A 26448-nucleotide genomic window follows, 5' to 3' on the forward strand; every position below is an offset into this window, starting at 1 on the left:
TTATCAATGTTAAGAGTCACAAGCAAGTAATATAAAACAATTTCATAAGCTTGTTAAAGGTAGTTATACTTAATCTCTTTCTTATTACATATATTAAGTATATATAAGAAAAAGTTTTTAAGCATCACAGCTTAGACGCTTTCCGTCTTGAAGATTAAGATTAATAATTACATAAAAACTTTAGCAAGGAAGTAATGCGTTTTAGTAATACTAAAAACAATAACAATAATGCATGCAAATATATTTCAATTAATACTATTAATTGTAAAAATATTAATAACATTATTAACAAAGGTAAGCTAATAAGAGCAAATGGTGGATGCCTTGGCAGACAAAGGCGATGAAGGACGTACTAGACTGCGATAAGCTACGAGGAGCCGTCAAGGGGCATTAATTCGTAGATTTCCGAATGGGGCAACCCAATACATAGAGATATGTATTACCATATATGGAGCGAACGTTGGGAATTGAAACATCTTAGTACCAACAGGAAAAGAAATCAATAGAGATTACGCTAGTAGCGGCGAGCGAAAGCGTAAGAGGGCAAACCACTAGTTTACTAGTGGGGTTGTAGGACTGCAACAAAGACTAAGCAAAGATAGTAGAACAAGTTGGAAAGCTTGAGCGTAGAGGGTGATACTCCCGTACATAAAATCTTTACTTTACTTAGCAGTATCCTGAGTAGGGCGAGACACGTGAAATCTTGTCTGAAGCTGGGTCGACCACGATCCAACCCTAAATACTAATGTCTGACCGATAGTGTACAAGTACCGTGAGGGAAAGGTGAAAAGAACTGAGGTGATCAGAGTGAAATAGAACCTGAAACCATTTGCTTACAATCATTCAGAGCCCTATGTAGCAATACAGGGTGATGGACTGCCTTTTGCATAATGAGCCTGCGAGTTGTGGTGTCTGGCAAGGTTAAGCTAACGTGAAGCCGTAGCGAAAGCGAGTCTTAATAGGGCGATAAGTCAGATGCTGCAGACCCGAAACGAAGTGATCTATCCATGAGCAGGTTGAAGCTAGTGTAAGAACTAGTGGAGGACCCAACCGACGGCCATTGAAACGGCTCCGGATGACTTGTGGATAGGGGTGAAAGGCCAATCAAACTTCGTGATAGCTGGTTCTCTCCGAAATATATTTAGGTATAGCGTTGTGTAGTAGCTATAAGGGGTAGAGCACTGAATGGGCTAGGGCATACACCAATGTACCAAACCCTATCAAACTCCGAATACTTATAGTGTAATCACAGCAGTCAGGCGGCGAGTGATAAAATCCGTCGTCGAGAGGGGAACAACCCAGACTACCAGCTAAGGTCCCTAAATCTTATTTGAGTGGAAAACGATGTGAAGTTACTTTAACAACCAGGAGGTTGGCTTAGAAGCAGCCATCCTTTAAAGAAAGCGTAATAGCTCACTGGTCTAGTGATTTTGCGCGGAAAATATAACGGGGCTAAAATAAGTACCGAAGCTGTAGACCCAAGCCTAGCTTGGGTGGTAGGAGAGCGTTCTATAGGCGTTGAAGATGTACCGGTAAGGAGCGTTGGAGCGTATAGAAGTGAGCATGCAGGCATGAGTAGCGATAATTAATGTGAGAATCATTAACGCCGTAAACCCAAGGTTTCCTACGCGATGCTCGTCATCGTAGGGTTAGTCGGGTCCTAAGCAAAGTCCGAAAGGGGTATGCGATGGAAAATTGGTTAATATTCCAATACCAACATTATTGTGCGATGGAAGGACGCTTAGGGCTAAGCAAGCTAGCGGATGGAAGTGCTAGTCTAAGGTAGTAGGTTGTTATACAGGCAAATCCGTATAACATTAGACCGAGAACTGAAAGGCTTTCTGAAGTCTTCGGATGGAAGGAAGAATTGCTGATGCCGTCGAGCCAAGAAAAGTTTCTAAGTTTAGATAATGTTGCCCGTACCGTAAACCGACACAGGTGGGTGGGATGAGTATTCTAAGGCGCGTGGAAGAACTCTCTTTAAGGAACTCTGCAAAATAGCACCGTATCTTCGGTATAAGGTGTGGTTAGCCTTGTATTAGGATTTACTCCGAAGGCAAGGAAACTTACAACAAAGAGTCCCTCCCGACTGTTTACCAAAAACACAGCACTCTGCTAACACGTAAGTGGATGTATAGGGTGTGACGCCTGCCCGGTGCTCGAAGGTTAATTGATGGGGTCAGCAGCAATGCGAAGCTCTTGATCGAAGCCCGAGTAAACGGCGGCCGTAACTATAACGGTCCTAAGGTAGCGAAATTCCTTGTCGGTTAAATACCGACCTGCATGAATGGCGTAACGAGATGGGAGCTGTCTCAAAGAGGGATCCAGTGAAATTGTAGTGGAGGTGAAAATTCCTCCTACCCGCGGCAAGACGGAAAGACCCCGTGGACCTTTACTACAGCTTGACACTGCTACTTGGATAAGAATGTGCAGGATAGGTGGGAGGCTTTGAGTTATAGACGCCAGTTTATAATGAGCCATCGTTGAGATACCACTCTTTCTTATTCGGGTAGCTAACTAGCGTGAGTTATCCTCACGTAGGACAATGTCTGGTGGGTAGTTTGACTGGGGCGGTCGCCTCCCAAAAAATAACGGAGGCTTACAAAGGTTGGTTCAAAACGGTTGGAAATCGTTTGTAGAGTATAAAGGCATAAACCAGCTTAACTGCAAGACAAACACGTCAAGCAGAGACGAAAGTCGGTCTTAGTGATCCGGTGGTTCTGTGTGGAAGGGCCATCGCTCAAAGGATAAAAGGTACCCCGGGGATAACAGGCTGATCTCCCCCAAGAGCTCACATCGACGGGGAGGTTTGGCACCTCGATGTCGGCTCATCGCATCCTGGGGCTGGAGCAGGTCCCAAGGGTATGGCTGTTCGCCATTTAAAGCGGTACGCGAGCTGGGTTCAGAACGTCGTGAGACAGTTCGGTCCCTATCTGCCGTGGGCGTAAGAAGATTGAAGAGATTTGACCCTAGTACGAGAGGACCGGGTTGAACGAACCACTGGTGTAGCTGTTGTTCTGCCAAGAGCATCGCAGCGTAGCTAAGTTCGGATGTGATAAGAGCTGAAAGCATCTAAGCTCGAAGCCAACTCTAAGATGAATCTTCTCTTAAGGTCGCAGCAAGACTAGCTGCTTGATAGGTTGGGTGTGTAAGTGGTGAAAGCCATTTAGCTGACCAATACTAATAGACCGTCCGCTTACTTTAAATAAGCATTACTTCCTTGCTAAGGTTTATTACTTTAGTAAGTTTAAGAGTTTAAATTACTTGCTTTTAACATTGTTATTTAAGTTTATTAAATACTAATAGATTTAAATAACAATGTCCGTGATTATACAAATGTGGTAACGCCTTGTCCCATCCCGAACCAAGAAGCTAAGCACATTGTGGGTGATGATACTACGCCTTACTGGCATGGGGAAAGTAGCTCGTTGCGGACTTGTTAAAATCTTTTTTAACTCCTTTCTTTTTAATAATAATTGATTTTTATATACATATTTTTAGATTTAATTTTTTTATTATATTTTTTTAATTGTAGAAACGGGATAGGGCTAAAAGGTAAGTTTTTATTGTTGCTTTCTTTTTTAGCTTTGTTTGGGTTTTTAAAACCTTTACTTTAAATAATTTGCTTAATTATATTTTTTAGTATGAGATTATAAAAATAGATATTTTAAATGATACTTATACAATATAGCTCTTACTTTTTATATAGGTTTTTTTTATTTGCTTTAAGTAGTTTTAGTATATGCTAGAAGTATTTATAAGTTATATGTTTAAAGTATTTATATGAGTATGCTTATTTAATTTAAGTAGCTTTATATGTTTAAAGAATTATGTATTTAATAAGCTTAGGTGATTAATTGTTTTTTTAGGTAGTTAAAGTTAAATCAATATTAGAATAATATTTAGACGTAAGCCATAATCTCATATGAAAACATCATTAAGGTAATATGAGTGGTTGAAAAATAATATTGGTAGTGAAGGATTGTAATTAAATATTATTTTTTCTAATTTTAATTAAGTAATGTTATTGGTAGCAAATTTCTTATTTATGCTATCAAATCTTTATCTTTAATAAGCAATATTAGTAGTGAATGGGGTGTTTATAAAATTAGGTTTATTTAAATAGAGTTTATGTAAAACAAAGTTTTTAAAAAACGAAATGTCTGTAAAACGAAGTTTCTGTAAAAGAAGTTTTTAAAACTAGGTTTATGTATAGCAAGGTTTATATCAAATAAAATTTCTGTAAAACGAAGTATTTAAAAATTAAGCTTATATAAAATTTGGATTTAAATTCTGTTGCAGTAATTAGGGCTTAGATTGTTTTTAGAAGATAAGTAATTAATGCTAAAGTATTTTTATGCTAAGTTTAATTAGTGATTTAAAGTAATAAAAATTAAACTTAATTAAATACTTTAGAGTAAGTTAATACTAAGCTTATTAAGTAATTAAATTAATTAGATTGATTATATAAAAGTATTTATTACGCATATAAAACATAATTAGGATATGAGTTTTTAGTGTTGGGGGGGGGGTAGTGTTTTTGCAAGTGTTTTTTACTCTGCTAAATCAAGTATTTGTTTTATAGCTCACTTGATTAAGAATTTTAAATTATTTAGCTAAATTTAAAGAAAACAATAAAAACATAAAGCTATTAATTACTCCTATCGTAATAGCAATATATTTAATTATTAGGTAATTTTGTTTTTAATCAAATAGATTAAAAGTATAAATATTAGCTTTTAAAATAAAGCTTATATTCTTTAAAACAATTTATTTTTATAAGATTTTGCTATGTATTGATTAAACATTTCATCATTTTTTTCACTCTCAAGCTTTTCTTCAATACTAGGCTCTATGCTATTAAATCCATCAATACAATTTTTATAAGTAAAATCCATAATATCTTTCATTTCATTTGTTTCATAATATTTAATTAATTTTTCTTTAAACTCGTTAATTAATCCGACTGGAATATTTACCAAACCAGCTCCATTGCTAATCAAGACCTTGTTAGCACATAGAATTGCCGTTCGTTTGTTGCCATCGCTAAATATTTGTTTTCTCATTAGATATAACATTAATGTTATTGCTCTTTGTGTAGTGTTTGTGATTTTTTGTATTTCGTTTAATTCTTCTATAATTTCTTCTTTATATGGCATTTTAGGTTTGTAAGTTGTTCCACCAATAGCTACATCAAATTGCCTTATGTAGCCTGATTGATAGATTAAATTTGCACCTATAGTCTTGTTCATTTTACAAATATAAGCAAAATCAACTTCAGGATAACTTATAGTATCAAAAAGAACATACCAAGCATATTTAAGGTTGTTAATAGCTACAATATCATCTACCTTTAGATTGCCCACGCTTGCACCGTTATAAATGGCTTCTACTTGTGGAAAAGTTACATTAATTCCCTCAAGTCTCGCACTTTTATAGATATTATCTACGATATTTCTTTTTGCTAAACATATGTTGTATTCTAAACTCATATGAAATTTATTTTTCATATTTATTAATCCCTTTTTTAATTTATATAATTTTATTTTAATACATTCATCTTTTTATTTTTATAACCTAGAAATTTATTATAGTCAATACAATAATATGTAATACAAATAGTTAAAGTAAGATAAAATATTTTTTTATTTGCAGTAATTAGTATTATATTTTGTTTTTAGTTTAAGCTTTTAAAATCAATATTTTTATTAATAATATTTTAAATATTTTTTATATGGACAGAATTTTGACAACTCATATGCTATAATGCGAAAAATTACAAGAAAGGAGAATAAATGAAAGCTATATTTTCTCTTATGGGGGGGGGATTTTACAAAAACTAAAATCACTTAACTTCATTAATTTTATTCAAAACTTCTCATTTACATTCAAAGGAACTTAGCAATGTTAGATAATTTTCCATGCACTGCATGTGGCTTATGCTGCAAAAGTATTAACGGAGTAAAAGAACTAGAAGAATTTAATTTAAATGGTGTTTGTATGCACCTAGCAGATGATAATACATGCAGGATTTATGAAAATCGTCCTATGGTTTGTAGGGTTGATGAATATTACGAAAGGTTTCTTAAAAAGTATATGAGTAAGGCTAAATATTACAACGAGAATATAAAAGTCTGCAATGCTTTACAAGATAAATTTAAAGTAGATAAAAAATATAAAATTAATTTAATTAAGGAGATTTAAAATGCCAATTCCTTTTATTTTAGGTGGTATAGCAGTAGCAGCAGGTGCTTTTGGAGCAAAAAAAGCTTATGATGGACATTGCGATAAAAAAGAAGCTGAGAATATAAATTCTAAAGCGCAAGGTATTTTTGATGATGCTAAAAGTAAATTAGAAAAATCAAGAGACCAAGCAAATAAAGCTTTAGAAAATTTAGGTTTAGCAAAAATACATATTCACGAGCATTCTTTTAGTGAATTTATTGATATATATTCACAGATTAAAAACATTGAAGAGAGTGATTTCTCACAAGATGATTTGAGTTTTGACATTAAAGAATTTATTGCATTTACTAAAGAAAGTGTTATTAGTTTTGCAGAGCTTGCAGGTGGTGGTATAGCATCACTTGGAGCTGGTGCATTAGCTGGTATCGGAGCTTATGGAAGTGTTGGACTTCTTGCAAGTGCATCAACTGGAACAGCAATTTCAACCCTAGGTGGTGCAGCAGCAACTAATGCAACTCTAGCTTGGCTTGGTGGTGGAAGTTTAGCTGCAGGTGGATTTGGTATGGCAGGTGGAATGGCTGTGCTTGGCGGCATCGTTGCAGCTCCTGTTTTAGCACTAGGTGGATTTTTATACTCAAAAGCAGGTGAAAAAGCACTAGATGATGCTAGAAGCAATCTTACAAAAGCAAATGTAGCAAAAGAAGAAATGGATACAGCAAGAATAGCAACTAATTCAATATCAACTATCGTTAATGAAGCTATTAGAGAAATAGAAAAACTTGATGTTTTACTTGTAAAAGACTTAGCTAAGTTTAGAGCAATGGTTGAAGGCAATCATGATTATTCTACATATTCAAATGGCGAAAAATCGTTTATGAAATACATTGTAAATATTGTAAAAGTAATGAGTGGAATTTGTAAAGTGAATGTGTTGAGTAAAGATGGCAAGATTGCAAGTGAGTTTAAAGCTGCTATTTTAAGTTCTCAAGAGTTCGCAGCAAGCATTATGAATAAATAAATTTTTAGGTGGCTTTTGCCACCTTTTTTAAAGGAGTTAAAATGACGCAAAATTTATTTTTTGATGAGCTAATAGAAGAGTTAGGCACTCAAAGTCTTGCTAGATTTGGACTAAATATTTTTAATGTTGATTCTTATGGTGCTTATATGGAAAGTTCAAAGCTTACTACAAGTATGCAAAAAGCAGTAAAACAACATGGAAGCAATCCAAATGGTTTTGGACAGATGTTTGAAGCTTATGAAGTAGGTAAGCAAAATATTAAAAATGCTTATAATAAAAATGATACTAGAGCTTATACAACAGATGAGCTTAAAGAGATAAAACAAGTATATGAAAATAAAGATTTTAATACAAATAATGATTTAAAAAAATCAATGGTTACTTCTAATTTTAGCGATGAAGAAATCAAAAGAATAGCAACTAATCCAAAACTTGATGAATACGCTAAGACAAATCATACTTTAGTAGATGTAGTAGGGGTTGATAAAAATGGCAATGTAGTTAAAGAAGAGCAATTAAAGGCTGTTAGTGATAGTATTTTTTCTAAAACTTATGATAAGTATTTTGAAGCTGGAGTTAAAGTTAGGGTAGATAGCGATACTTATGAAAGAGCAGAGAATGAAATTAAGCAAATAAGACAAAATCTAGATAATGCACCAGAAGATAAAAAAGCAATAATTCAAAAGCAATTAGATGAAAAAGAAACGAAATTTAAACAACTTGAAAAGGGTAGTGATAGAGCTAAATCAGGCTACATAAAAGGCGAAATTCAAGAAAACGGACAAAAAATCAACACTGATGGAAAAATCGCTTTAAAAAATGTATATATAGAACAAGCAAAACAAGCAGGTATAAATATAGCTCAAACAGGTTTAAGCGATGCAGGGACAGTTGTTTTAAGCACTTTTGCAAGTGGAGTTGTATGGGAATTAAGAGATGAGTATTTGCACAATAACCACGAAGATTTTTTAATAAGACTACAAAGGCTTTTAAAACAAGTTTTTGTAAAAGGAAGTGAGAGTTTTGGTAGGGGTGCTAGTTTTGGATTAATTGATACTATTGTAGGACTTGCTGCTCAGTGTTTAAAAAATATTGGTGGTAATCTAAGGGCTATGTGGACAAGCCTTAGAAATAGTGCCAAATCAATATTTAATGCTATTTGGCAATTTATAAAAGGTGAGATTAAAAGCTTCTCACAACTTATTAGAACAATTTTAAAGAGCTTGTTTTCGGCTATCATGGTTGCATTTGGTTTTGCACTTGAAAGGGAACTTAGCGTTTATGTAGGTAATGTTTTAGCTACTGGGATTTCTATTTTGGTTTGTTCGGTTGGAGTTGTCGTATTTTCTCAAAGTTTGGATTTAGCTATTAATGGCTTTTTAGCAATTTGCGCAAGTGCAAAAATGGCTAAAGCAAGAAGAGAAGAAATAGAAGCTTTATATCAAGAAATAATGCCAAAAATGATAGAAAATAGACTTCATTTAGAAAGCTTTACAAATGAATACATAAGCAATCTAAAAGATATTAGTGAGCTAAGTTTTGCTGAGATTAGCAGTGCTATGGCTAATAATGATTACGCAAAAGCTGATGAAGCTTTGATAAAACTTGCAGATGCTTATGGAGTGAATGATTTGTTTAAAACTCAGAAAGAATTTGATGATTTTATGTTAAGCGATGAGCCGCTTAGGCTTTAATTTAAAGGAGATTTTATGAAAAAATACAAACCAACTACAAAAGAAGAATTACTTGAGCTAGTAAGAGATGAGAGTATTTATCTAGGCGATATTGATACGAGCCTTATAACCGATATGAGTGAGCTTTTTTATAATAGTTTAAGAGCTGATTTTAGTGGTATAAATGAGTGGGATACTAGCAATGTAGATGATATGTGCTTTATGTTTTATTATTGTAAGAATTTCAATCAACCTTTAAATTTTAATACTAGAAATGTTAAGAGTATGAGTTGTATGTTTTGTGGTTGTGAAAACTTTAACCAACCTTTAAATTTTAATACTAGAAATGTTGAGGGTATGAACTCTATGTTTGAGGGTTGCGAAAAATTAAATCAAGTTTTTGATTTTGATATAAGTAATGTTGATGCTTTAGAAAGCATATTTAAAGGTTGTTATGAAATGAATTCAAGCTTTTTTGAAAAGTTTGAGATAAATGAGTTATTTGAATATTTTTATGATTGTGAACCTGCTATGAAGCTTGTTATACAATATTTTAAAAACAATATAGTAATAAATCATAAATTGAAGCCTACAAGTAAAGAAAAACTAAAAAGATTTGTTTATTCTAATGTTTTAGATTTGAGTGAAGTTGATACGAGTTTGATTACTGATATGAGTGGGCTTTTTGAAGATAGCTTTAGAAAGGATTTTTCTGGGATAAATACTTGGGATACCAGCAATGTAACTGATATGAGCTCAATGTTTAGCGGTTGTGATAATTTCAACTCTCCTTTATGGTTTGATACTAAAAATGTAACAAATATGAGTGATATGTTTAATGGATGTGAGAATTTCAATCAATACCTTAGCTTTAATACTAGTAATGTAACAAATATGAATAGTATGTTTCTTCATTGTAGTAGTTTTGATAAAACACTTAAATTTGATACCAAAAATGTAACTGATATGAGCTCAATGTTTGGCTGTTGTGATAATTTTAACGCTCCTTTATGGTTTGATACTAAAAATGTAAAAAAAATGAGCTGTATGTTTTATGATTGTAGCAATTTTAATCAACCCTTGAGTTTTGATACAAGAAATGTGATTAATATGAGCAGTATGTTTAAAGATTGTAAAAACTTTAATCAAAAACTTGATTTTGATACTAGTAAAGTATTAAGTATGAAAAATATGTTTGAAGGTTGCGAGAGTTTGGAGCAATTACCTGAGTTTTACAAGTAATTTTATAAATAAAACTAAGAATAAGCCTAAGAATTTGAAAATAGGAATTTCATTTGAAATTCCTATTTTAAATTCTTTTTTTATATGGACACAATCACGACTTTGCTTTTGCTAAGATAAGTAAAATTTAAAAGGAGTTTAGATGTGGCTTTTAGGACTTTTGTTTATCTTAGCTTTACTTTTATTTTTTGGCTTAGGTGTTTTTAGGCTTTTGCTTTTGATTTTTATAGGGCTTATTATACTTGCAATTATTGGCAAGATTATTGAATTAATATTTAAGGATTAGAGATGAAAAAATACAAACCAACTACAAAAGAAGAATTACTTGAGCTAGTAAGAGATGAGAGTATTTATTTAGGCGATATTGATACGAGCTTGATTACTGATATGAGTGAACTTTTTGCTTGGAGTAATAGAAAAGACTTCAGTGGTATAAATGAGTGGGATACCAGCAATGTAACTGATATGAGAGGTATGTTTAATGATTGCAGGAACTTCAATCAAGCTTTAACATTTGATACTTCTAATGTAACTAATATGAATAATATGTTTAGTGGTTGCGAAAATTTTAATCAAAGCTTAGATTTTAATACCTTAAAAGTAAAAGATATGAGCTCTATGTTTTTTAAGTGCGAAAGCTTTAATCAATCTGTAAGCTTTAACACTAAAAAAGTAATCAATTTTGAGCAAATGTTTTATGGTTGTAAAAACTTCAAACAAAAAGTAAATTTTGATATGAGTAGTGCTATTTATACTGAGTGTATGTTTGATGATGAGTATATACACGAGCTACCTTGCGTAAATCACTCATCATTTAGAAAGCTTATCCTAGCTATAAAAAGGCTTTGTGTAGGTGATTTAGAATGTATTGCAGTTTTGTACCCAAAACAAGCTTTAGGATTTTTTAAGATAGTAATGGGAATTTATAATCGCTTTAACTCTACACGCTTATTTTTCAAAAATATAAAAAGAAAAAACTCAAATAATCAAAAGCAATACAAGCCAAAAAACAAAAAACAACTAGAAAAGATATTATATGATGATAGTGTTTATTTAGGAGACATTAATACAAGTCTTATTACAGATATGAGCTATCTTTTTCTAGGTATTTTTAGGGATGATTTTAGTGGTATAGAAAAGTGGGATACAAGCAATGTAGTTAATATGGATAGTGTGTTTTATAATTGTATGTTTTTTAACAAAAAGTTAGAGTGGAATACAAGTAAAGTAACTAATATGAATAATATGTTTGAAGGTTGCATAAACTTTAATCAAGCAATTGAGTTTGATATGACAAATGTAAAGCATATGAATAATATGTTTAAAGATTGTATCAATTTGCATCCTAAAAATCTAAAAAGTTTCAGTAAAGATGAGATTATTGAAAACTTTTATTATTTAGCAAAACTTCCAAAGTTTATTGCTAAAAATAAGTGGGTAGATATGAAAAATGGCAAATTTAAACCAAAAAACAAAGCTGAGTTAAGGGCATTAGTTTATACTGATGATATTAAACTAGATAAGATTGATACAAGTTTAATCACAGATATGAGTTATTTATTTACTATATTTGATAGTAAAAGGACAAATTTTAGCGGAATAAATACTTGGGATACAAGTAAGGTAACTAATATGAACAATATGTTTGCAGGTTGTAAGAGTTTGGAGCAATTACCTGAGTTTTATAAGAAATTTTGCGAAGAAAACGAATAAGTCTAAGAATTTCAAATGGGAGTTTCAAATGAAATTCCTTTTTTAAATTCCAAAAATTTCGCTGCATTTTAAAGAATAATTATAAAGTTATAAATCAAAATTTATATTTTAAATTTATTAAAATCTTTTTATATAGACATAATCAGGACTTTACTTTTGCTAAGATATACGAAATTAAAAAGGAGTTTATATGTGGATTTTAGGACTTTTATTTATCTTGGCTTTACTTTTATTTTTTGGCTTAGGTGTTTTTAGACTTTTACTTGTAGTTTTTATATTCTTAATTTTTTTAGCAATTATTGCAAAGGTTGTAGAGTTATTATTTAAGGATTAAATTTTTAGCAATTAATTTATAATAAAAGAGCTAAAATATTTTGATTTAAATCGCCAAAAATTAGCGATTTAAATTCTTAAAAATTATGCTCAATCTCCATCAAATCACATCTATCATTATCACAAGTATCAGCGTGATTAGGATTTAGTATATGTCCATTTCCTCGTCTAAAATCACCACCACCAGTGCAATCAAATTGATTTAAATATTCTTCAAATATATTATCCCTATTACCAGCTAAACCAATTAAGCTAATGGCTTGTATGTTGTATCTATTATTAGCAGATAGGTTTCTTAACAAAGTATGCTCATCTTGTGTAGGCGCTATAAAGCTTGTAAAATCTTCTTCGCTTATGTTTTGAGCATTTGTTGGGATTACTACTGCTCCGTTGTTTGTAATGATGATAGGAACTGCGTGTGCTATGCCGTTATCTAAACTCATTAATGCAATATATAAAGAACCAGCAGGAGAATTTAAAATACCCCTTAATTGAGCTCTTAAATTATCTTGAGTTGTGATAGTGCTAAGGCTCCATTCTTGTCTTGGCAAAATACTGCTAGTTAAAGCCCAAATCGCCCTAATACCCCTTGAATACAGTCCTTCACCTAAAGCCAATTGTTGTCCCCATAACTCAAGTGCTTCACCCATTAAATTATACATCGCAGGGTTTCTTCTAGCAAATGTAGTAAATGGAGATACATTGTCCATATAATCAAATAAATATCCAGTAGAACTATAATTTAATATAGGACTATGTGGATATACTTGAGTTAGTAAAGAAACTATTTCATAAGTATGTAGCATACAAATTCCGCAAATCCCACTAGCATCAGTGCTGCTATCAGTAGTCCTTGCAATGCTTAATAATCGTGCTTTCCAATTTGCTTGTAAAGGGTCAAAATTAGCTAAGCTATTTGATATAACTTCTCGTTTTGTTCTTCTTTCTGCACCACAATGGCTAGAGAAAAGCCCTAAATTTCTTGCGTTAAAATTCCGTAATTCATAGACGCTAAAGTCAAATGATAATTTACCATCTAATAAAACGCTAGGAGATAAATGGGTTTTATAATAATTTATATCACTTATAAATAATTTTCCTAATTCACTGCCCCTTGAAACATCTAAAATATTTTTATTAATATCTAATATATAAGAATTTTCAAATAAATTTAAATTCCAATAAAATCTATTTTCAAATCCGTAAAAATTACATTTAGAAAACTTTAAAAAACTAGCGTCTTGATTGCTAAGATTAGTTTCAAGGCACTCAAAAGTCCCACTGCTAGGGTTAAAAAGAGCTATTTTACCGCTTGTAATATCGTAATAAAAATTAAATGGTGTTTTTGAAGCTCCATTTTTTGTAATATAAAATAGTTCTAATTTATTATTTGATTTTGAACGAAAATATATAGAAGTTTTAAGAGCGTAATTAATAGGCGGTGGAACTGCTTGTAGCCACTGCTTCATTTCGCTATTATCTATGGTTATCTTATTGGCGTTTTTGTTTTTTGTAGCTAGTAAATTATATTCGCTTTCTTTTACTTCTACATCAATGTAAGCTGGTAAGCTAAAGGTATCTGTTATGTTAAACCATTGAGATTTATCGTTTAAAACACAAGGCTTTAATTCAAAGAAATCTTGTTTAGTTTGTCCGCTTTTAAACCTATCGCTAAGACTTGCACATAGCCAATTGTCTTTATATTTAAAAGCAAGTCTTTTGTATAAATCATATCTCGTATCTACTGCTTGTTTGCAATCTAGCATACCGATTATAACCCTATCATGCACTTGTCTTGGAGCTAGACAAAAAGTTTTATTATCGTGAGCTTTTATGATTAAATGCTTATCTTGTATTGTGTTGGCTGGAGTTTGCGGGACGCTATTTGCAAATATTGTAGAAAGGTAAAATAATATTAATATAAGTTTTTTCATAATTTCCCCCTTAAGATTTGTGATTATATTAATTTATAATAATATTTATTCTAAATTTCAAATATTTTTTAATAGTTGTGAAAATTAAGGAGCAAAAATGAGTGATAATAATGCTAAAAAAAGATATTTTGCTATCAAAAATAGCATAGAATTTAAAAAACAAGAAGAATTAAATTCTAACTATGAAGATATCTTAAAATCTTATGAAAAAGAGCTTGACGAAGCGATTTTGAAAGTTGTTAATAAGTATAAATTTAGTGAAATTTTAAGCAGTAAAATGCCAAATTATCACAAAATAACAAAATCTATAATCTACAAAGCAGAAAGCGAAAATGAAAAAAAGGGCAGATTATATGAATTAAAAATTAAAAAGTATTACGAAGAGCAAGGCTACAAGGTCTTTCCACACGGCTTTATAAATGGTAAAAACGATGGCGGGATAGATTTGGTTTGTTATAAAGAAAATGAGTGTGTATTAATTCAGTGCAAAAATCACAAAAGCCAAATAGGTCAAGATTTGTTAAGGAAATTTTTAGGTGATTGTGCTGTTTTTGTTAATGAGAATGAAAAAATGCTTAAAAATAAAACTATTAAAAAAGTTTTTATAAGTTCAAGTGAGCCAAGAGCAAGTGCTGAATATTATTTAAATAATTATAAGGATTTAATAGAGTATTTAAATATTGAAGAATAGTATGAAAATTACAAAATAGTTTTATTTGTTATTTTGTGAATTGTAATTTTAGTAAAATCAATAAAAGTAGCTATTTTATATATGGTTGTTTTGGTATTTATCAAGGAAATTTATACACTACTAATAAAAATCGGCGAATATATAAATTAAAAAAATTGTGCTTAGCAATAAATAATGTAAATATATTGTTTGATACGAATAATATGTTTTAGAGTATAAATAAAATCCAAGTAAGCTAAATTTACTAGATTATAAATATTTATTTTCAAATGAAATTCTTATAAAATACACGAAATATTTTTTTGTATTTTAGTGTTTTAAATTGGCTAAGTTTAATAAAAATTATATTCTAACTATAATATTATTTACATTAGGTTTTATCAAATAAAAGATAGGATAATATGTAAAATATTTCAAAATAAGGATAAGAATGAGAAGATTTATAACGGATATTATTTTTATAATCTTATCAATTACTTTTATGATTTATTTGTTTATGGTGTATTTTGCCGATTTTGATAGTTTAAGTTATGGGCTTTTATATATTTTTATTATAAGTTTGCATATTACATTTATTATTCTTTATTTATGTTTTATATTATCAGAAGAGAATTTAAAAGTTTATGATAATTTTATATCAGAAGATAATCAAGCAAATATAGAAACCATTGTAAATCATTTTAATCAAAACAAAACTAACTACTCTATAGCATTGCTAGGTAAGTGGGGATGTGGCAAGACATATTTATGGGAGCATTTTATAAGACCAAAAATTGCCATAAAATACGAACTAATCACAGCCAATCTAGCAAAATCAATAGCTATTGTTTGTGGTTTGTTTTTACTTGCGTGTTTAAATGATGATTTGATAAAGTTAATTAGAACTTATTTTTGCGTTAGTTATTTTGACTTTTTTAAGCCTATATTTTTATTTCCGATACTTTTAGGGCTTTTTATTTATATTAGGATTTTTAGTAGTTATAAAAACTCTATTATTTACATAAGTTTATACGGCAAGAATGATTTCAAATCAGCCATAGATGAGATTTATCAAAAATCACAAGATAGCAAAGACTATCTAATAAGGCTTTTAAATGGATTAAGTTCCAAAATCACAGGAATTGAAAATCTATTTTACAAGCTTGATGAAGATGGTTTTGAAGATAAAATCATCTGTATTGATGACATAGAAAGACGCCCAAAAAGTATGGGGTTAGAAGATGTCTTTGGCTTGGTATCTCATTTAAAAGAGATTAAAAAATGCCATGTTTTAGCGATTTTTGGTGTGGGAGTTGATAAAAATTTTGAAAATAATATTAATAATTTTATAAATCATAATTGTTTTGAAAAAACTTTCAATTTAAAACTTAATATGAATAGCAATTACTATTTAATTGTTAAATTAATAAATAAAAGTAGTATTAAATTAAGCCATAAAGGCATTGAAGAGCTTATAAAATTTATATGTAGTTTGGAAGAATACATAAAATGCGGAGAAATTCATCAAATAAATATTAGGTGCTTTATGAAAATATTTTGCAATATTGAAGCAAAATTGAGAAAATTAAATTTATTAGAATTAGATAAAGATTTTTTAGAATTTTACTATGCTGATATTTTTGAACGCATTTATAATCTTGCTGATTTAAATCTCAATACTGGATATTTTGGACATGTTTTTTGGCATAGGTGCAGGCAAATTATTGTAAATAGCCGTTATTCAAATTTAGATTATTCATACAATGACCTTATAAATTGCTATAAAACATATAAACATTTAAATATTATGGATGAATTTTATGCTGCATTTATTGGAGATAGTCTTACTGATTTTTTAGGGAAAGAAATTTCTGGGCTTCAAGTATTATTTTTACTAAGATTAGCCTATAAAAATAAATGTAATAATAAAAAAGAATTCGAAGAACTATATGAAGATATATTTAATTATATTATCTTAAAAAAATCAGAAACGCCGGAATTAATAAACGTAATTAGATTATTGGAAAAATATGATTTTGCTAATGATATAGATTGTAATGAAGAAATAAAATTAAGAATGAAAAGTTTTGCTGCTATTTACGATAGAAATTATTTTAACAATATAGGGCTTAGAATTTTATATGATTTTATATTAAGTAATCAAACGCAAGGCTTTGAAACCATAAATAACTCTTATTTTAAAGTCTCGTTAGAATTGCTTTTGGCTTTATTATTAGACCTTGATACGCAAAATGATGAAGATAATAAAGTTATAAATAAGCTTAAAGAGATTTTAGGGATAAGTAGTATTGAATAATTTGATAGATTTACAGCTTGATACGATATACTTTATCTTTTTTATAATTATGATTTTGTGTATTTATTCAATGCAAAAGACATTTAGAAAAAATACGATTTAAAGGGCATAAGATGAAACAAATAAATGAAAATCCTATTTCAAATTCTATAAAAATACACGAAACAAATTCCTAGTAAAAAATCAAGCTAATAATAATACAAATTAATAAAATAAAATTAAAAATATGTAAAGCTTCAAAAATATTAAAGAAATGATTGTAAAAACTTTAAGTAAAGCCCTAATTTTAGGGCTTTAGACTTAATTAAATATTTTAAATAGTATAAATATAAAAAATGCAGCAGGGGTTGCTTTAAATAGTATAAATGCCATGTTTTTGCTGATATTATTTTTTAACTCATTTTCTGATACATTTTTTCTTGTATTAGCCATCAAATCAAAAGCTACACAATATTTTCCAGCTTTATTTAAATTCTTTTCTGTATTTTCTAGTGATGTTATTAAATCCATTTTATTCTCCTACATGTTTTAAGGTAATATATGGTGATAATTGATAAATATCAAAAATAACTTCGCCGTATTTATTCACCAAAGTTTTTAGATTATGTTCCATTGATGCTAAATCTTTATATGTATTATTTTCTTTAGTAATCGTGCTTTCATAATAACGCCATGATATTATGAAATATACGACGAAAATTATAGTTCCTGTAATTAGACTTGAATTACACGCAAATATCAATGAGATAATAAGAATAATTGTTAAATTGATTGGATAATTTTTACTTTCTTGGTGTATTGTTTTTAGCTCTTGATTAGATTTGTAAACATATCTTAAAAATTCTATACATTCGTAGAAATTTATACAATTTTGCTTTAATCTTTCATAATCAATTTCTACTCCGTTTGCGTGATTTTCTCTACCTATTAATGCCACAGTACCTTTTAGTTTAAATACATTATTGACCGTAATTGTTGAACTTGTATTTGTTGTAGATATTGATGAAGATAAATTATTAGTTATTATGTTGCGATTATAACTTGTATGAGTTTGTGCTGTCTCACTAGCATTCATACTCTTAGTATGTTGAGATCTTACTATATTGATGATAGCATTAAAACCCATAAGACTAACCATTTTCTTAAGGGATTGTTCGGCATCTTCATAGCTAATGTTTGAACTCGTTGATATTTCTAGTTCACTTGCGAATATTACTTGATATCCCCCACCTATAATATCTCCACTATTTATGAGTCTTACGCCTAGCGCCAAATCAAATTTTGGATTTTGTGCTTTTAGCTCTTCAATAGTGCTAACACTATTCATTTGTGACTCCTTTGCTTTGGAATGTTTAAATGAGTATATTAATATTTTTAAATTAAATATGTTTTAATTTAGCTTATTTAAGTTAAAAACATATTTAATAATTTAACTTACCTAAGAACAAGACATTAAAACATTAAAAAGAACCAAATAAATATTTAAAATTAACTTTTAGTTTATAATTTCACTAACTTATCCTAGACAAAAGTTGCAAAAAGTAAAATTTAACCTTAAATTTTTAAGGATATTTACAAAGCTATAATTTTAATAAATCTATAACATGCAAATTAAAAATAAGCTGAATTAACTTCAAAAAATAATCCTATTTGTTTATTAATAATTTTGTCCCTTAGTTAAGTAAATTTGACATAAGCTAAAAAATTTGCTATTTTTCTTTTAAATTTATTTTCCTTAGCTAAGGGACGAAAGGAGATTTATTGAAACAAGTTTTACTAGAAGACATTGCAGATTTAAACATGGGTTTAGTTCTAGCAAGAAGAAAGTCCCAAGAAAAAACACCGTTTTCATATAGATTATTAAGCCTAAAAGCATTTGATGAAGATTATATAAAAGATGAATTTATAGATGAATTTTACGCTACACAAAGTCTAGAAAATCATTATTTGGTAAGAGAAAATGATATTGTTATAAGATTAAGGCTCCCGCTAACAGCACATGTAATAAACCAAAATGAATTTTTGATTTCATCACACATGTTAAAAATCACTTTAAAGGATACAAAAGCCTTCAACCCATATTTTGTAGCTGAAATAATCAACCACTCAAGACTAGAAAACCTAGCAGAAGGTCAAGCATTAAGGCTCTTAAATGTAAAAGATATAAAAAGCATAACAATTCCATATATTGAGATAGATAGGCAAAATAAATTTGCCAATATTTTTAAAACTATCAACGAACGCAAACAAACTCTAAACGAGCTAATTACAAAAGAAGAAACCCTAAAAACAATAATTTTAAAGGAGATTTTAAATGGTTAAAGAGATTATGGATAAAGTTGATTATGTATTTAATCAAAACAAACACAATATGAAAAAAGAAAATTCTATTGAATATATTTGTAGTGATGCAATACTAATTTTACATGGTATAAAAGAAGAGAAAGTACCTTTTGAAGATATTAAAAATGTGATTTCAAACAATCTTATATCCTTTTCTACATTAGCTTTATATGATATTAGGCTTGACAAGGATGTGGATTTGGTTTCACTTATGGATATAAAAAATATATATTACAATGGTTGTAGTTTTACAAAAACTACAGACATAACAATTTCTAGTCAATTAGAAAGAATTATTATTCAAAATTCAAATTTTCAAAAACTAAAAATCAAAGATGATAAAGAAAATAAAAAATCAATAAATTTATATATATACAATACAACTTGTTATGATTTTTATCTAAATAAATGCCTTGTAAATGAGTTTAGTTTAAGTGAATTTGAAGTGGCGAATAAGGCTAAGATTTCATCACATTTTAGTGGCAAAATCAGTCTAAATGATACAACATTTAATAAATACATTTCTTTTGAAGGTTCTAGTTTTGATGAAGTTTTTGAAACTACTGATTTATATTTTGATGATTATAAAAAAGTGGTTTTTGAATTTGAAAAAATCACAAGCTTTAGTAAAGAGGACATCAGCAATTATATAAATAATTATGGAAAAACAGATGAAGAAAAGCTAAATCTAGCTAGTAAATTACAAAATACATTTAGAAAATTTAAAGATATTGCATTAGCACATAATAACAAAATCTACGCTAAAGAATGTGAAAAGTTAGAGCTTTTTGTTTATGAAATATATTTAAGAGCAGAACGGGATATGAAAAGCAAAGAGTTGAGAAAAATTGTAGATGATAAAAAACAATCCAAGCAAAAAACTACAAATAAATCAATTTCTATGTGGAAAGCAACTTTAGAGCATTTAATGCTTAAATTTTATGAAATTACAAGCGAACATCATACAAATTTTGCAATGATTATATATTTTACCCTAGCCATTATTTTTTCACTATATCTTGAATTGTTTATTATTAAAATATTCATCTTTTTTAATATAGACTATTTTAATCATGTTTTAGATGATTATTTTACTGGTTACAGGCTAGGAATATTCTATATTGTATTGATAATATTTGCTTTGATTACAAGCAATTCTAGAAAACCTATGTTTAGATTGATATGTATTTTTGCTATGATTTTAAGTATTGCCTACTTGTTTTTTAACAATTATTTTATATTTATATATTTTATAATTTTGATTATAGTTTTAAGTGTATTTTATGTTAGAAGTAGAACTATTTATCATTGGGTTAGTATATTCACAGCTATTTGTTTTATATGTTTTCCGATTTTTTCAAAAAATATCACAACTCCACCAAGTATTTATTATCTAGACAATACCTTAAGCAAATACGCCCAAGAAGATATTAGAGAGGCTTTAAAAATAGCAAGTGTAGAAAATCAAGAAAAACTTCAAAAAACTAAAAAAGATTCAGAGTCAAAACAAGAGCCAAAAGAAGAATCAAAACCAAGCCAAAACGAAGTTAGCTCAAACATCAGCATAAACCAAGCGCAAGAGCTTTACGATTTGTATTTTGGCACAAATATAGTCAATCTATCAGCCAAAAACGCACAAAATATCCAAGACATAAAGCAATTCATAAAAGACAACAAGCTTTTAATGTATTACACAAGCGTAAAATCAAGTAATGAAACTTACAACGATATAATCAAAGCTATTTGGATAGATTTACAGCTTGATACGATATACTTTATCTTTTTTATAATTATGATTTTGTGTATTTATTCAATGCAAAAGACATTTAGAAAAAATACGATTTAAAGGACATAAGATGAAACAAACAAACGAAATTACGGATTTAAATTCTACAAAAATACACGAAATAAATTCCGAGCAAAAAGCCGAGCAAGCAAGCATAAATCAAGTAGTCGAGCAGACCACAAACAACATAGCGACCAAGCAACAAAAAGCCGAAAAAGAGCCAACCACCGAGCAAAACCCAAGCACCGACACCACCCAAAAAGACCCACAAGAGCCCAAAACCACCACCGCCCAGATAAACGCCAAACTCTGGGACGCGTGCAACACCTTCCGTGGGCTAATGGACGGCAGTGATTACAAAGACTACATTCTCACCATGCTATTTATCAAATACCTAAGCGACACCTACACCGAAAAGACTACCTTGCTAAAAGCCAAAAGCTGTGGCATCGACTCAGTCTACAAAGCCCTACTAAATCAACTAGATTTTAAACTTGAAGAGCATTCAACATTTGCCTACCTACAAGAGCACAAAAACGCCACCAACCTAGGCGAGCTAATCAACACCGCCCTAAGCAGCCTAGAAACGCTAAACAAAGAAAAGCTAGAAGGCATATTCACCCACATAGATTTCAACAACCCTTCCAAGCTAGGCGACACTCAGCAAAGAAACACCACCCTAAAACAGCTCATAAACGACTTTTCAAGCCTTGATTTACGCCCAAGCTGCCTAGAAAACAAAGACATCATAGGCGACGCATACGAGTATCTAATCGCAAAATTCGCAAGCGATTCAGGCAAAAAGGGCGGCGAGTTTTACACCCCTAGCATGGTGAGCGTCCTACTTGTCGAGCTAGTCGGCATCAAAGACGGCGAAGAGATATACGACCCTACTTGTGGCTCAGGCTCACTTTTGCTAAAAGCAAGCCAAAAAGGCACAAACAACTTCATCTACGGACAAGAAAAAAACGCCCAAACCTACGCCCTATGCGTTATGAATATGTTCTTACACAATATCCCAAATCCCAAGATAAAGTGGGGCGACACACTCACAAACCCACTTCACCTAGATGCTAATGGCGATTTAAGACGCTTTAGCAAAATAGTCGCAAACCCACCTTTTAGCCTTGATAAATGGGGCTACGATGAGCTAAAGGAAGATAGATTTTCAAGGTTTAACTACGGTATGCCACCTAAAAGCAAGGGCGATTATGCCTTTTTACTCCACATGATAAAGTCTTTAAAAAACGGCGGAACCTTAGGCGTAGTAATGCCTCACGGAGTGCTATTTCGTGGCTCAAGCGAGGGCAAAATAAGGGCAAGTCTTATAAAACAAGGCTACCTAAAAGCCATCATCGGACTTCCAAGCAACCTTTTTTATGGCACGAGCATACCGGCTTGTATAATGATTTTTAGCAAGGAGCAAAACGAAAAAATGATTTTCATAGACGCAAGTTCTTGCTATGAAAAAGGCAAAAACCAAAACACACTTAAAGACATTGACAAAATCCTAAAAGCCTATCACGGAAATACCGATATAAACGGCTTTTGCAAGGTTGTAAGCCTTGATGAGATAGAGCAAAACGACTTTAACCTAAACATACCAAGATATGTAAGCGAGACACAGGAGCTTGAGAGTATAGACTACGCCAAGCTAAAGCAAAGCATAGACAATCTAAACGCCAAACTAAAAGAGCAAAGCACAAAGCTAGATGAGTATCTAAAGGAGTTAGGACTATGATTACACAAGCATATTTAGAATTTGTAGAAAAATTACAAAAAGTAAACAGCAATTATGAGCTTTTAGAGTTATATAAATATTATCTAAATAAATACGATGATTTTAAAAGATATTCATTTATAGTTGGCACAAACGATAAAACAGGTGCCGTAGATAATCCATTAATAAGAAAGTATAGGCACGAGCCAAACCAAGATACGCTTTATTCTATAAAAAATAGTTCAGGTAATGAACCTTTATACACTGTTGATATGTTAAATTCGTATAAATATTTTATAGTTTTAAGAAGTGATTTTAAGGAGCAGTTTAGGGTATCTATAAATATGACATTAGATGTTAATATAGTTTCTTTTATTGCAAAATTTATTGAAAATAATGAAATTGGTGAAAATGTTTTTAGAAATAAAGATGATTTATTGTTTTTTGAGCCTTTTATTCAAGATATTTTGCAAAATAGGGTAGCTGATATTGATATTTTTCATTATATCACGGAGACATTATCAAAACAATATGATAATACTAATTTTAAAATGGATAAATTATATTCAAATATAGAAAGCATATGTAAGTTTAAAAGTTTAGATTTAGAGCATTTTAACCAAACAAGTATTTTAAAATATGATGTAAAGCATTTCAAAGATATGTGTGGATTTTTTAGAAACAACCTAAATAATTTTGAGATAAATACTGAATTTAATTACATATATTTTTATTTCATTTTGGCGATAATTTCTAAAAACAGTAAAGATTTTGATATAAAAAAATCAATTAAACATATATTTGATTATATGCAAGAAAATGGAACCAATTTTTCTGAATTATTAGAATTTATTTTAGATTATTTTGAACATCAAACAAGTAGGTTTGTTAATATTGATTTAAAATCAAATAATTTAGATTGTAAAAAAATTATTCATAAGGTTAAAAATATGTGTTGGGATATAGCTTATTATTATTCTATGAGAAAAATTTTTGGGCTGACTTCATACATTATGGAAGATTTTATCTTTCCAACATACGCAACAAAAGATAAAAGATTTGCACAAAATTATATTACTTTATTTAACAATAGAGCCATTGTGTATAAAGATAATAAATTTATAGGTATTGTAAGACAAGAGAGTGAACTTACAAAAAGGCTTAAAGATTATATAGGTAATCCTACTAAAGACTTTCAAAGAGAAAAGATTTCAGATTCGCAAGAATATAAGGATAAATCTGAAAAATTAGCACAGCAAGCAGATAATTGGCTTATAAATTTTTTACAAAATAGGAATTAAAATGAATGATTTGCAAACAATTTTATACCATATAAAAGATAGTGATTTTCAAATCAGCGTAGTGATAAAAGATGAAACAATATGGGCTACTCAAAAAGCCATAGCAGAGTTGTTTGGAGTAAATCCACCTGCTATTAGTAAGCATTTTAAAAACATCTTTGAAAGCAATGAGCTAGATGAAAAAGTGGTTATTTCCAAAATGGAAACAACCACAAAACACGGAGCCATAAGCGACAAAACCCAAACAAAGCTAACCAACTTTTACAATCTCGATGCGATTATTAGCGTTGGTTATAGAATAAATTCTATAAAAGCCACTCAATTTAGGATTTGGACTAACAATGTTTTAAAATCATACATCATAAAAGGCTTTGCGATAAACGAAGAGCAATTAAAACAATCAAACCAAATATTTGGCAAAGATTATTTCAAAGAACTATTAGACACCATACGCTCAATTAGAGCTAGTGAGCGTCGTATTTGGCAGCAGATTACTGATATTTTTGCAGAATGTAGTATTGATTATGATAAAAACGCAGAAATCACAAAATACTTTTACGCCTTAGTGCAAAACAAATTCCACTATGCTATCACAGGACAAACAGCAGCAGAGATTATCTATAACAAAGCAGATAGTACCAAAGAGTATATGGGACTAAGCACTTGGAAAAACGCTCCAAATGGTAGAATTTTAAAGCTAGATACCAAAGTAGCCAAAAACTACCTAAGCGAAAAAGAGATAAAACAATTAGAAAGAGCAGTTAGTGGGTATTTTGACTATATTGAAGATTTAGTAGAAAGGGAAAATACTTTTACTATGGAAGATTTTGTAGCTAGTATAGATGAGTTTTTAAACTTTAGAAAATACAAGATTTTAAAAGACAATGGCAAAATCTCTCATCAAACAGCCATACAAAAAGCACAAACCGAATACGATATATTTAACAAAACTCAAAAAATCCAATCAGATTTTGACAAAAGCATAGCAAAACTTACAAGGAAAAAATCATGAGTATGCCAAAGGGCTGGGAAGAAGTAAGGCTGGGGGATATAGCTACTTTTTCAAAAGGTAAAGGTATATCTAAAAAAGATATAAGTGAAAATGGTATTCCTTGCATAAGATACGGCGAGTTATATACAACTTACAATGAGATTATTGATAATGTTTATTCAAAGACAAACCTTGATGAAAAAGATTTAGTTTTGAGCGAGAAAAACGACATTATAATTCCTGCATCAGGTGAGACTGCCATAGATATTTCAAAGGCTTCTTGCGTAATGCTTGATGGAATTGCGTTAGGTGGGGATTTAAATATTATTAAGACAAAACAAAATGGAGCTTTTTTATCATATTATTTAAATTCGGTGGCAAAGTTGGATATTGCAAGATTAGCTCAAGGTATTTCGGTGATGCATTTGTATGGTAGTCAATTAGCAACTTTAACAATAAAACTCCCACCACTAAAAGAACAAGTTAAAATCGCTGAGATTTTAAGTAGTTGTGATGAGCATATAAAAAATCTAAAGAATTTGAAATCGGAATTAGAAAAAGAAAAACTCCACCTAATGAACGAGCTACTAAGTGGCAAAACCCGTTTTGCCAACTTCACCACCCCTTGGCAAGAAGTAACTCTTAATGATTTAGGTGCAACCTACAATGGGCTTTCAGGTAAAAAAGCAAAAGATTTTGAAGATGGTAATTCAAACTATATTACATATAAAAATATTTTTGATAATAGGGTTGTAAAAACAAGCATTTTTGAAAAAGTCAAAATCAATGATGATGAAAAACAAAATTTAGTAAAAAAGGGAGATATATTCTTTACCACTTCATCGGAAACTCCACATGAAGTAGGAACTTCATCTGTTATTTTAGAAGAATGTGAAAATTTATATTTAAATAGTTTTTGCTTTGGTTTTAGACCTAACGAAAGTATAAATTCTGAATACGCTAGTTTTTATTTTAGGAGTTCTATTTTTAGGGAAAAATTAACGAAATTAGCACAAGGTAGCACGAGATACAACCTATCTAAAACTGAATTTTTAAAAATAAAAATACAACTCCCAAGCCTAGAAGAGCAGAAGAAGATAGGGGAAGTCTTAAGTGCGTGTGATGAGCGTTTGGAGTGTCTAAATGAGCTAATAACAACCCAAACCACCCTCAAATCCCACCTCCTCACCGAACTCCTAACTGGAAACATTAGGGTGTAAA

Annotated in this window: 19 protein-coding genes and 2 rRNA genes; 17 read left to right on the plus strand and 4 right to left on the minus strand. The window is 30.2% G+C overall.

Annotation, left to right across the window (positions count from 1 at the left end):
* Positions 1-292: 292 nt before the first annotated feature.
* Positions 293-3204: ribosomal RNA gene (locus tag AVBRAN_RS00520) — 23S ribosomal RNA — on the plus strand.
* Positions 3205-3320: 116 nt separating this feature from the next.
* Positions 3321-3437: ribosomal RNA gene (gene rrf / locus AVBRAN_RS00525) — 5S ribosomal RNA — on the plus strand.
* Positions 3438-4760: 1323 nt separating this feature from the next.
* Here rrf and AVBRAN_RS00530 read toward each other — a convergent pair.
* Positions 4761-5510 (minus strand): Fic family protein, encoded by a 750-nt coding sequence (locus AVBRAN_RS00530; RefSeq protein ID WP_239803265.1) that lies wholly within the window; start codon positions 5508-5510, stop codon positions 4761-4763.
* A gap of 394 nt (positions 5511-5904) precedes the next feature.
* On the opposite strand from AVBRAN_RS00530, the gene AVBRAN_RS00535 reads away from it, so the two are divergent.
* The 7 genes from AVBRAN_RS00535 (at position 5905) to AVBRAN_RS00565 (ending at position 12166) form a co-directional block, all read left to right on the plus strand.
* Positions 5905-6204, plus strand: a complete 300-nt coding sequence (locus tag AVBRAN_RS00535; protein ID WP_239803266.1) for a YkgJ family cysteine cluster protein — start codon at positions 5905-5907, stop codon at positions 6202-6204.
* A 1-nt stretch (position 6205) separates the two neighbouring features.
* On the plus strand, positions 6206-7204 hold the full coding sequence (locus tag AVBRAN_RS00540; RefSeq protein ID WP_239803267.1) for a hypothetical protein: 999 nt from the start codon (positions 6206-6208) through the stop codon (positions 7202-7204).
* A 41-nt stretch (positions 7205-7245) separates the two neighbouring features.
* Positions 7246-8898: a hypothetical protein gene (locus AVBRAN_RS00545; RefSeq protein WP_239803268.1), complete on the plus strand. Its 1653-nt coding sequence runs from the start codon at positions 7246-7248 to the stop codon at positions 8896-8898.
* Between the two features lie 15 nt (positions 8899-8913).
* On the plus strand, positions 8914-10119 hold the full coding sequence (locus tag AVBRAN_RS00550; RefSeq protein WP_239803269.1) for a BspA family leucine-rich repeat surface protein: 1206 nt from the start codon (positions 8914-8916) through the stop codon (positions 10117-10119).
* 142 nt (positions 10120-10261) lie between these two features.
* Positions 10262-10405 carry a hypothetical protein gene (locus AVBRAN_RS00555; RefSeq protein ID WP_239803270.1) on the plus strand — a complete coding sequence of 48 codons (144 nt, stop codon included), beginning with the start codon at positions 10262-10264 and terminating at the stop codon, positions 10403-10405.
* A 2-nt stretch (positions 10406-10407) separates the two neighbouring features.
* Positions 10408-11832 carry a BspA family leucine-rich repeat surface protein gene (locus AVBRAN_RS00560; protein ID WP_239803271.1) on the plus strand — a complete coding sequence of 475 codons (1425 nt, stop codon included), beginning with the start codon at positions 10408-10410 and terminating at the stop codon, positions 11830-11832.
* A gap of 190 nt (positions 11833-12022) precedes the next feature.
* Entirely contained in the window at positions 12023-12166 is a 144-nt protein-coding gene (locus tag AVBRAN_RS00565) for a hypothetical protein (protein WP_214117680.1), read from the plus strand.
* Between the two features lie 76 nt (positions 12167-12242).
* Here AVBRAN_RS00565 and AVBRAN_RS00570 read toward each other — a convergent pair whose 3' ends face one another.
* A complete protein-coding gene (locus AVBRAN_RS00570; RefSeq protein WP_239803272.1) occupies positions 12243-14099 on the minus strand; it encodes a DUF1561 family protein in 1857 nt (618 codons plus the stop codon).
* Between the two features lie 97 nt (positions 14100-14196).
* Here AVBRAN_RS00570 and AVBRAN_RS00575 point away from each other — a divergent pair, with 97 nt between their 5' ends.
* Together AVBRAN_RS00575 and AVBRAN_RS00580 are read left to right on the plus strand one after the other, a co-directional pair.
* A complete protein-coding gene (locus AVBRAN_RS00575) occupies positions 14197-14790 on the plus strand; it encodes a restriction endonuclease (protein WP_239803273.1) in 594 nt (197 codons plus the stop codon).
* A gap of 430 nt (positions 14791-15220) precedes the next feature.
* Positions 15221-17086 (plus strand): hypothetical protein, encoded by a 1866-nt coding sequence (locus tag AVBRAN_RS00580; RefSeq protein ID WP_239803274.1) that lies wholly within the window; start codon positions 15221-15223, stop codon positions 17084-17086.
* A gap of 300 nt (positions 17087-17386) precedes the next feature.
* On the opposite strand, the gene AVBRAN_RS00585 is transcribed toward AVBRAN_RS00580, so the two are convergent.
* Positions 17387-17596, minus strand: a complete 210-nt coding sequence (locus AVBRAN_RS00585) for a hypothetical protein (RefSeq protein WP_214117673.1) — start codon at positions 17594-17596, stop codon at positions 17387-17389.
* 1 nt (position 17597) lies between these two features.
* On the minus strand, positions 17598-18413 hold the full coding sequence (locus tag AVBRAN_RS00590) for a hypothetical protein (RefSeq protein WP_239803275.1): 816 nt from the start codon (positions 18411-18413) through the stop codon (positions 17598-17600).
* Positions 18414-18847: 434 nt separating this feature from the next.
* Between AVBRAN_RS00590 and AVBRAN_RS00595 the strand changes: the two genes are divergently transcribed.
* From AVBRAN_RS00595 to AVBRAN_RS00620, 6 genes are all read left to right on the plus strand, one after another.
* Positions 18848-19408, plus strand: coding sequence for a restriction endonuclease subunit S (locus AVBRAN_RS00595; RefSeq protein WP_239803276.1), 561 nt, complete (start codon positions 18848-18850; stop codon positions 19406-19408).
* A complete protein-coding gene (locus AVBRAN_RS00600; RefSeq protein WP_239803277.1) occupies positions 19401-21275 on the plus strand; it encodes a hypothetical protein in 1875 nt (624 codons plus the stop codon). Before AVBRAN_RS00595 ends, AVBRAN_RS00600 begins: the two co-directional genes overlap by 8 nt.
* 235 nt (positions 21276-21510) lie before the next feature.
* On the plus strand, positions 21511-22956 hold the full coding sequence (locus AVBRAN_RS00605) for a type I restriction-modification system subunit M (RefSeq protein ID WP_275591998.1): 1446 nt from the start codon (positions 21511-21513) through the stop codon (positions 22954-22956).
* Complete coding sequence (locus AVBRAN_RS00610; protein WP_239803279.1) at positions 22953-24236, plus strand: hypothetical protein; 1284 nt, start codon at positions 22953-22955, stop codon at positions 24234-24236. The genes AVBRAN_RS00605 and AVBRAN_RS00610 overlap by 4 nt, the downstream gene beginning before the upstream one ends.
* A gap of 1 nt (position 24237) precedes the next feature.
* On the plus strand, positions 24238-25248 hold the full coding sequence (locus AVBRAN_RS00615) for a virulence RhuM family protein (protein ID WP_239803280.1): 1011 nt from the start codon (positions 24238-24240) through the stop codon (positions 25246-25248).
* Entirely contained in the window at positions 25245-26447 is a 1203-nt protein-coding gene (locus AVBRAN_RS00620; protein ID WP_239803281.1) for a restriction endonuclease subunit S, read from the plus strand. The genes AVBRAN_RS00615 and AVBRAN_RS00620 overlap by 4 nt, the downstream gene beginning before the upstream one ends.
* Position 26448 lies beyond the last annotated feature (1 nt).

This window comes from Campylobacter sp. RM12651 (genome assembly GCF_022369475.1).
Lineage (GTDB): Bacteria > Campylobacterota > Campylobacteria > Campylobacterales > Campylobacteraceae > Campylobacter_E.

Coding starts and splice junctions, on each gene's coding strand:
- AVBRAN_RS00565 (WP_214117680.1), top strand. CDS start 12,023: ATGTGGATTTTAGGACTTTTATTTATCTTGGCTTTACTTTTATTTTTT.
- AVBRAN_RS00545 (WP_239803268.1), top strand. CDS start 7,246: ATGACGCAAAATTTATTTTTTGATGAGCTAATAGAAGAGTTAGGCACT.
- AVBRAN_RS00570 (WP_239803272.1), bottom strand. CDS start 14,099: ATGAAAAAACTTATATTAATATTATTTTACCTTTCTACAATATTTGCA.
- AVBRAN_RS00615 (WP_239803280.1), top strand. CDS start 24,238: ATGAATGATTTGCAAACAATTTTATACCATATAAAAGATAGTGATTTT.
- AVBRAN_RS00550 (WP_239803269.1), top strand. CDS start 8,914: ATGAAAAAATACAAACCAACTACAAAAGAAGAATTACTTGAGCTAGTA.
- AVBRAN_RS00540 (WP_239803267.1), top strand. CDS start 6,206: ATGCCAATTCCTTTTATTTTAGGTGGTATAGCAGTAGCAGCAGGTGCT.
- AVBRAN_RS00620 (WP_239803281.1), top strand. CDS start 25,245: ATGAGTATGCCAAAGGGCTGGGAAGAAGTAAGGCTGGGGGATATAGCT.
- AVBRAN_RS00580 (WP_239803274.1), top strand. CDS start 15,221: ATGAGAAGATTTATAACGGATATTATTTTTATAATCTTATCAATTACT.
- AVBRAN_RS00535 (WP_239803266.1), top strand. CDS start 5,905: ATGTTAGATAATTTTCCATGCACTGCATGTGGCTTATGCTGCAAAAGT.
- AVBRAN_RS00585 (WP_214117673.1), bottom strand. CDS start 17,596: ATGGATTTAATAACATCACTAGAAAATACAGAAAAGAATTTAAATAAA.
- AVBRAN_RS00590 (WP_239803275.1), bottom strand. CDS start 18,413: ATGAATAGTGTTAGCACTATTGAAGAGCTAAAAGCACAAAATCCAAAA.
- AVBRAN_RS00555 (WP_239803270.1), top strand. CDS start 10,262: ATGTGGCTTTTAGGACTTTTGTTTATCTTAGCTTTACTTTTATTTTTT.
- AVBRAN_RS00560 (WP_239803271.1), top strand. CDS start 10,408: ATGAAAAAATACAAACCAACTACAAAAGAAGAATTACTTGAGCTAGTA.
- AVBRAN_RS00600 (WP_239803277.1), top strand. CDS start 19,401: ATGGTTAAAGAGATTATGGATAAAGTTGATTATGTATTTAATCAAAAC.
- AVBRAN_RS00530 (WP_239803265.1), bottom strand. CDS start 5,510: ATGAAAAATAAATTTCATATGAGTTTAGAATACAACATATGTTTAGCA.
- AVBRAN_RS00575 (WP_239803273.1), top strand. CDS start 14,197: ATGAGTGATAATAATGCTAAAAAAAGATATTTTGCTATCAAAAATAGC.
- AVBRAN_RS00610 (WP_239803279.1), top strand. CDS start 22,953: ATGATTACACAAGCATATTTAGAATTTGTAGAAAAATTACAAAAAGTA.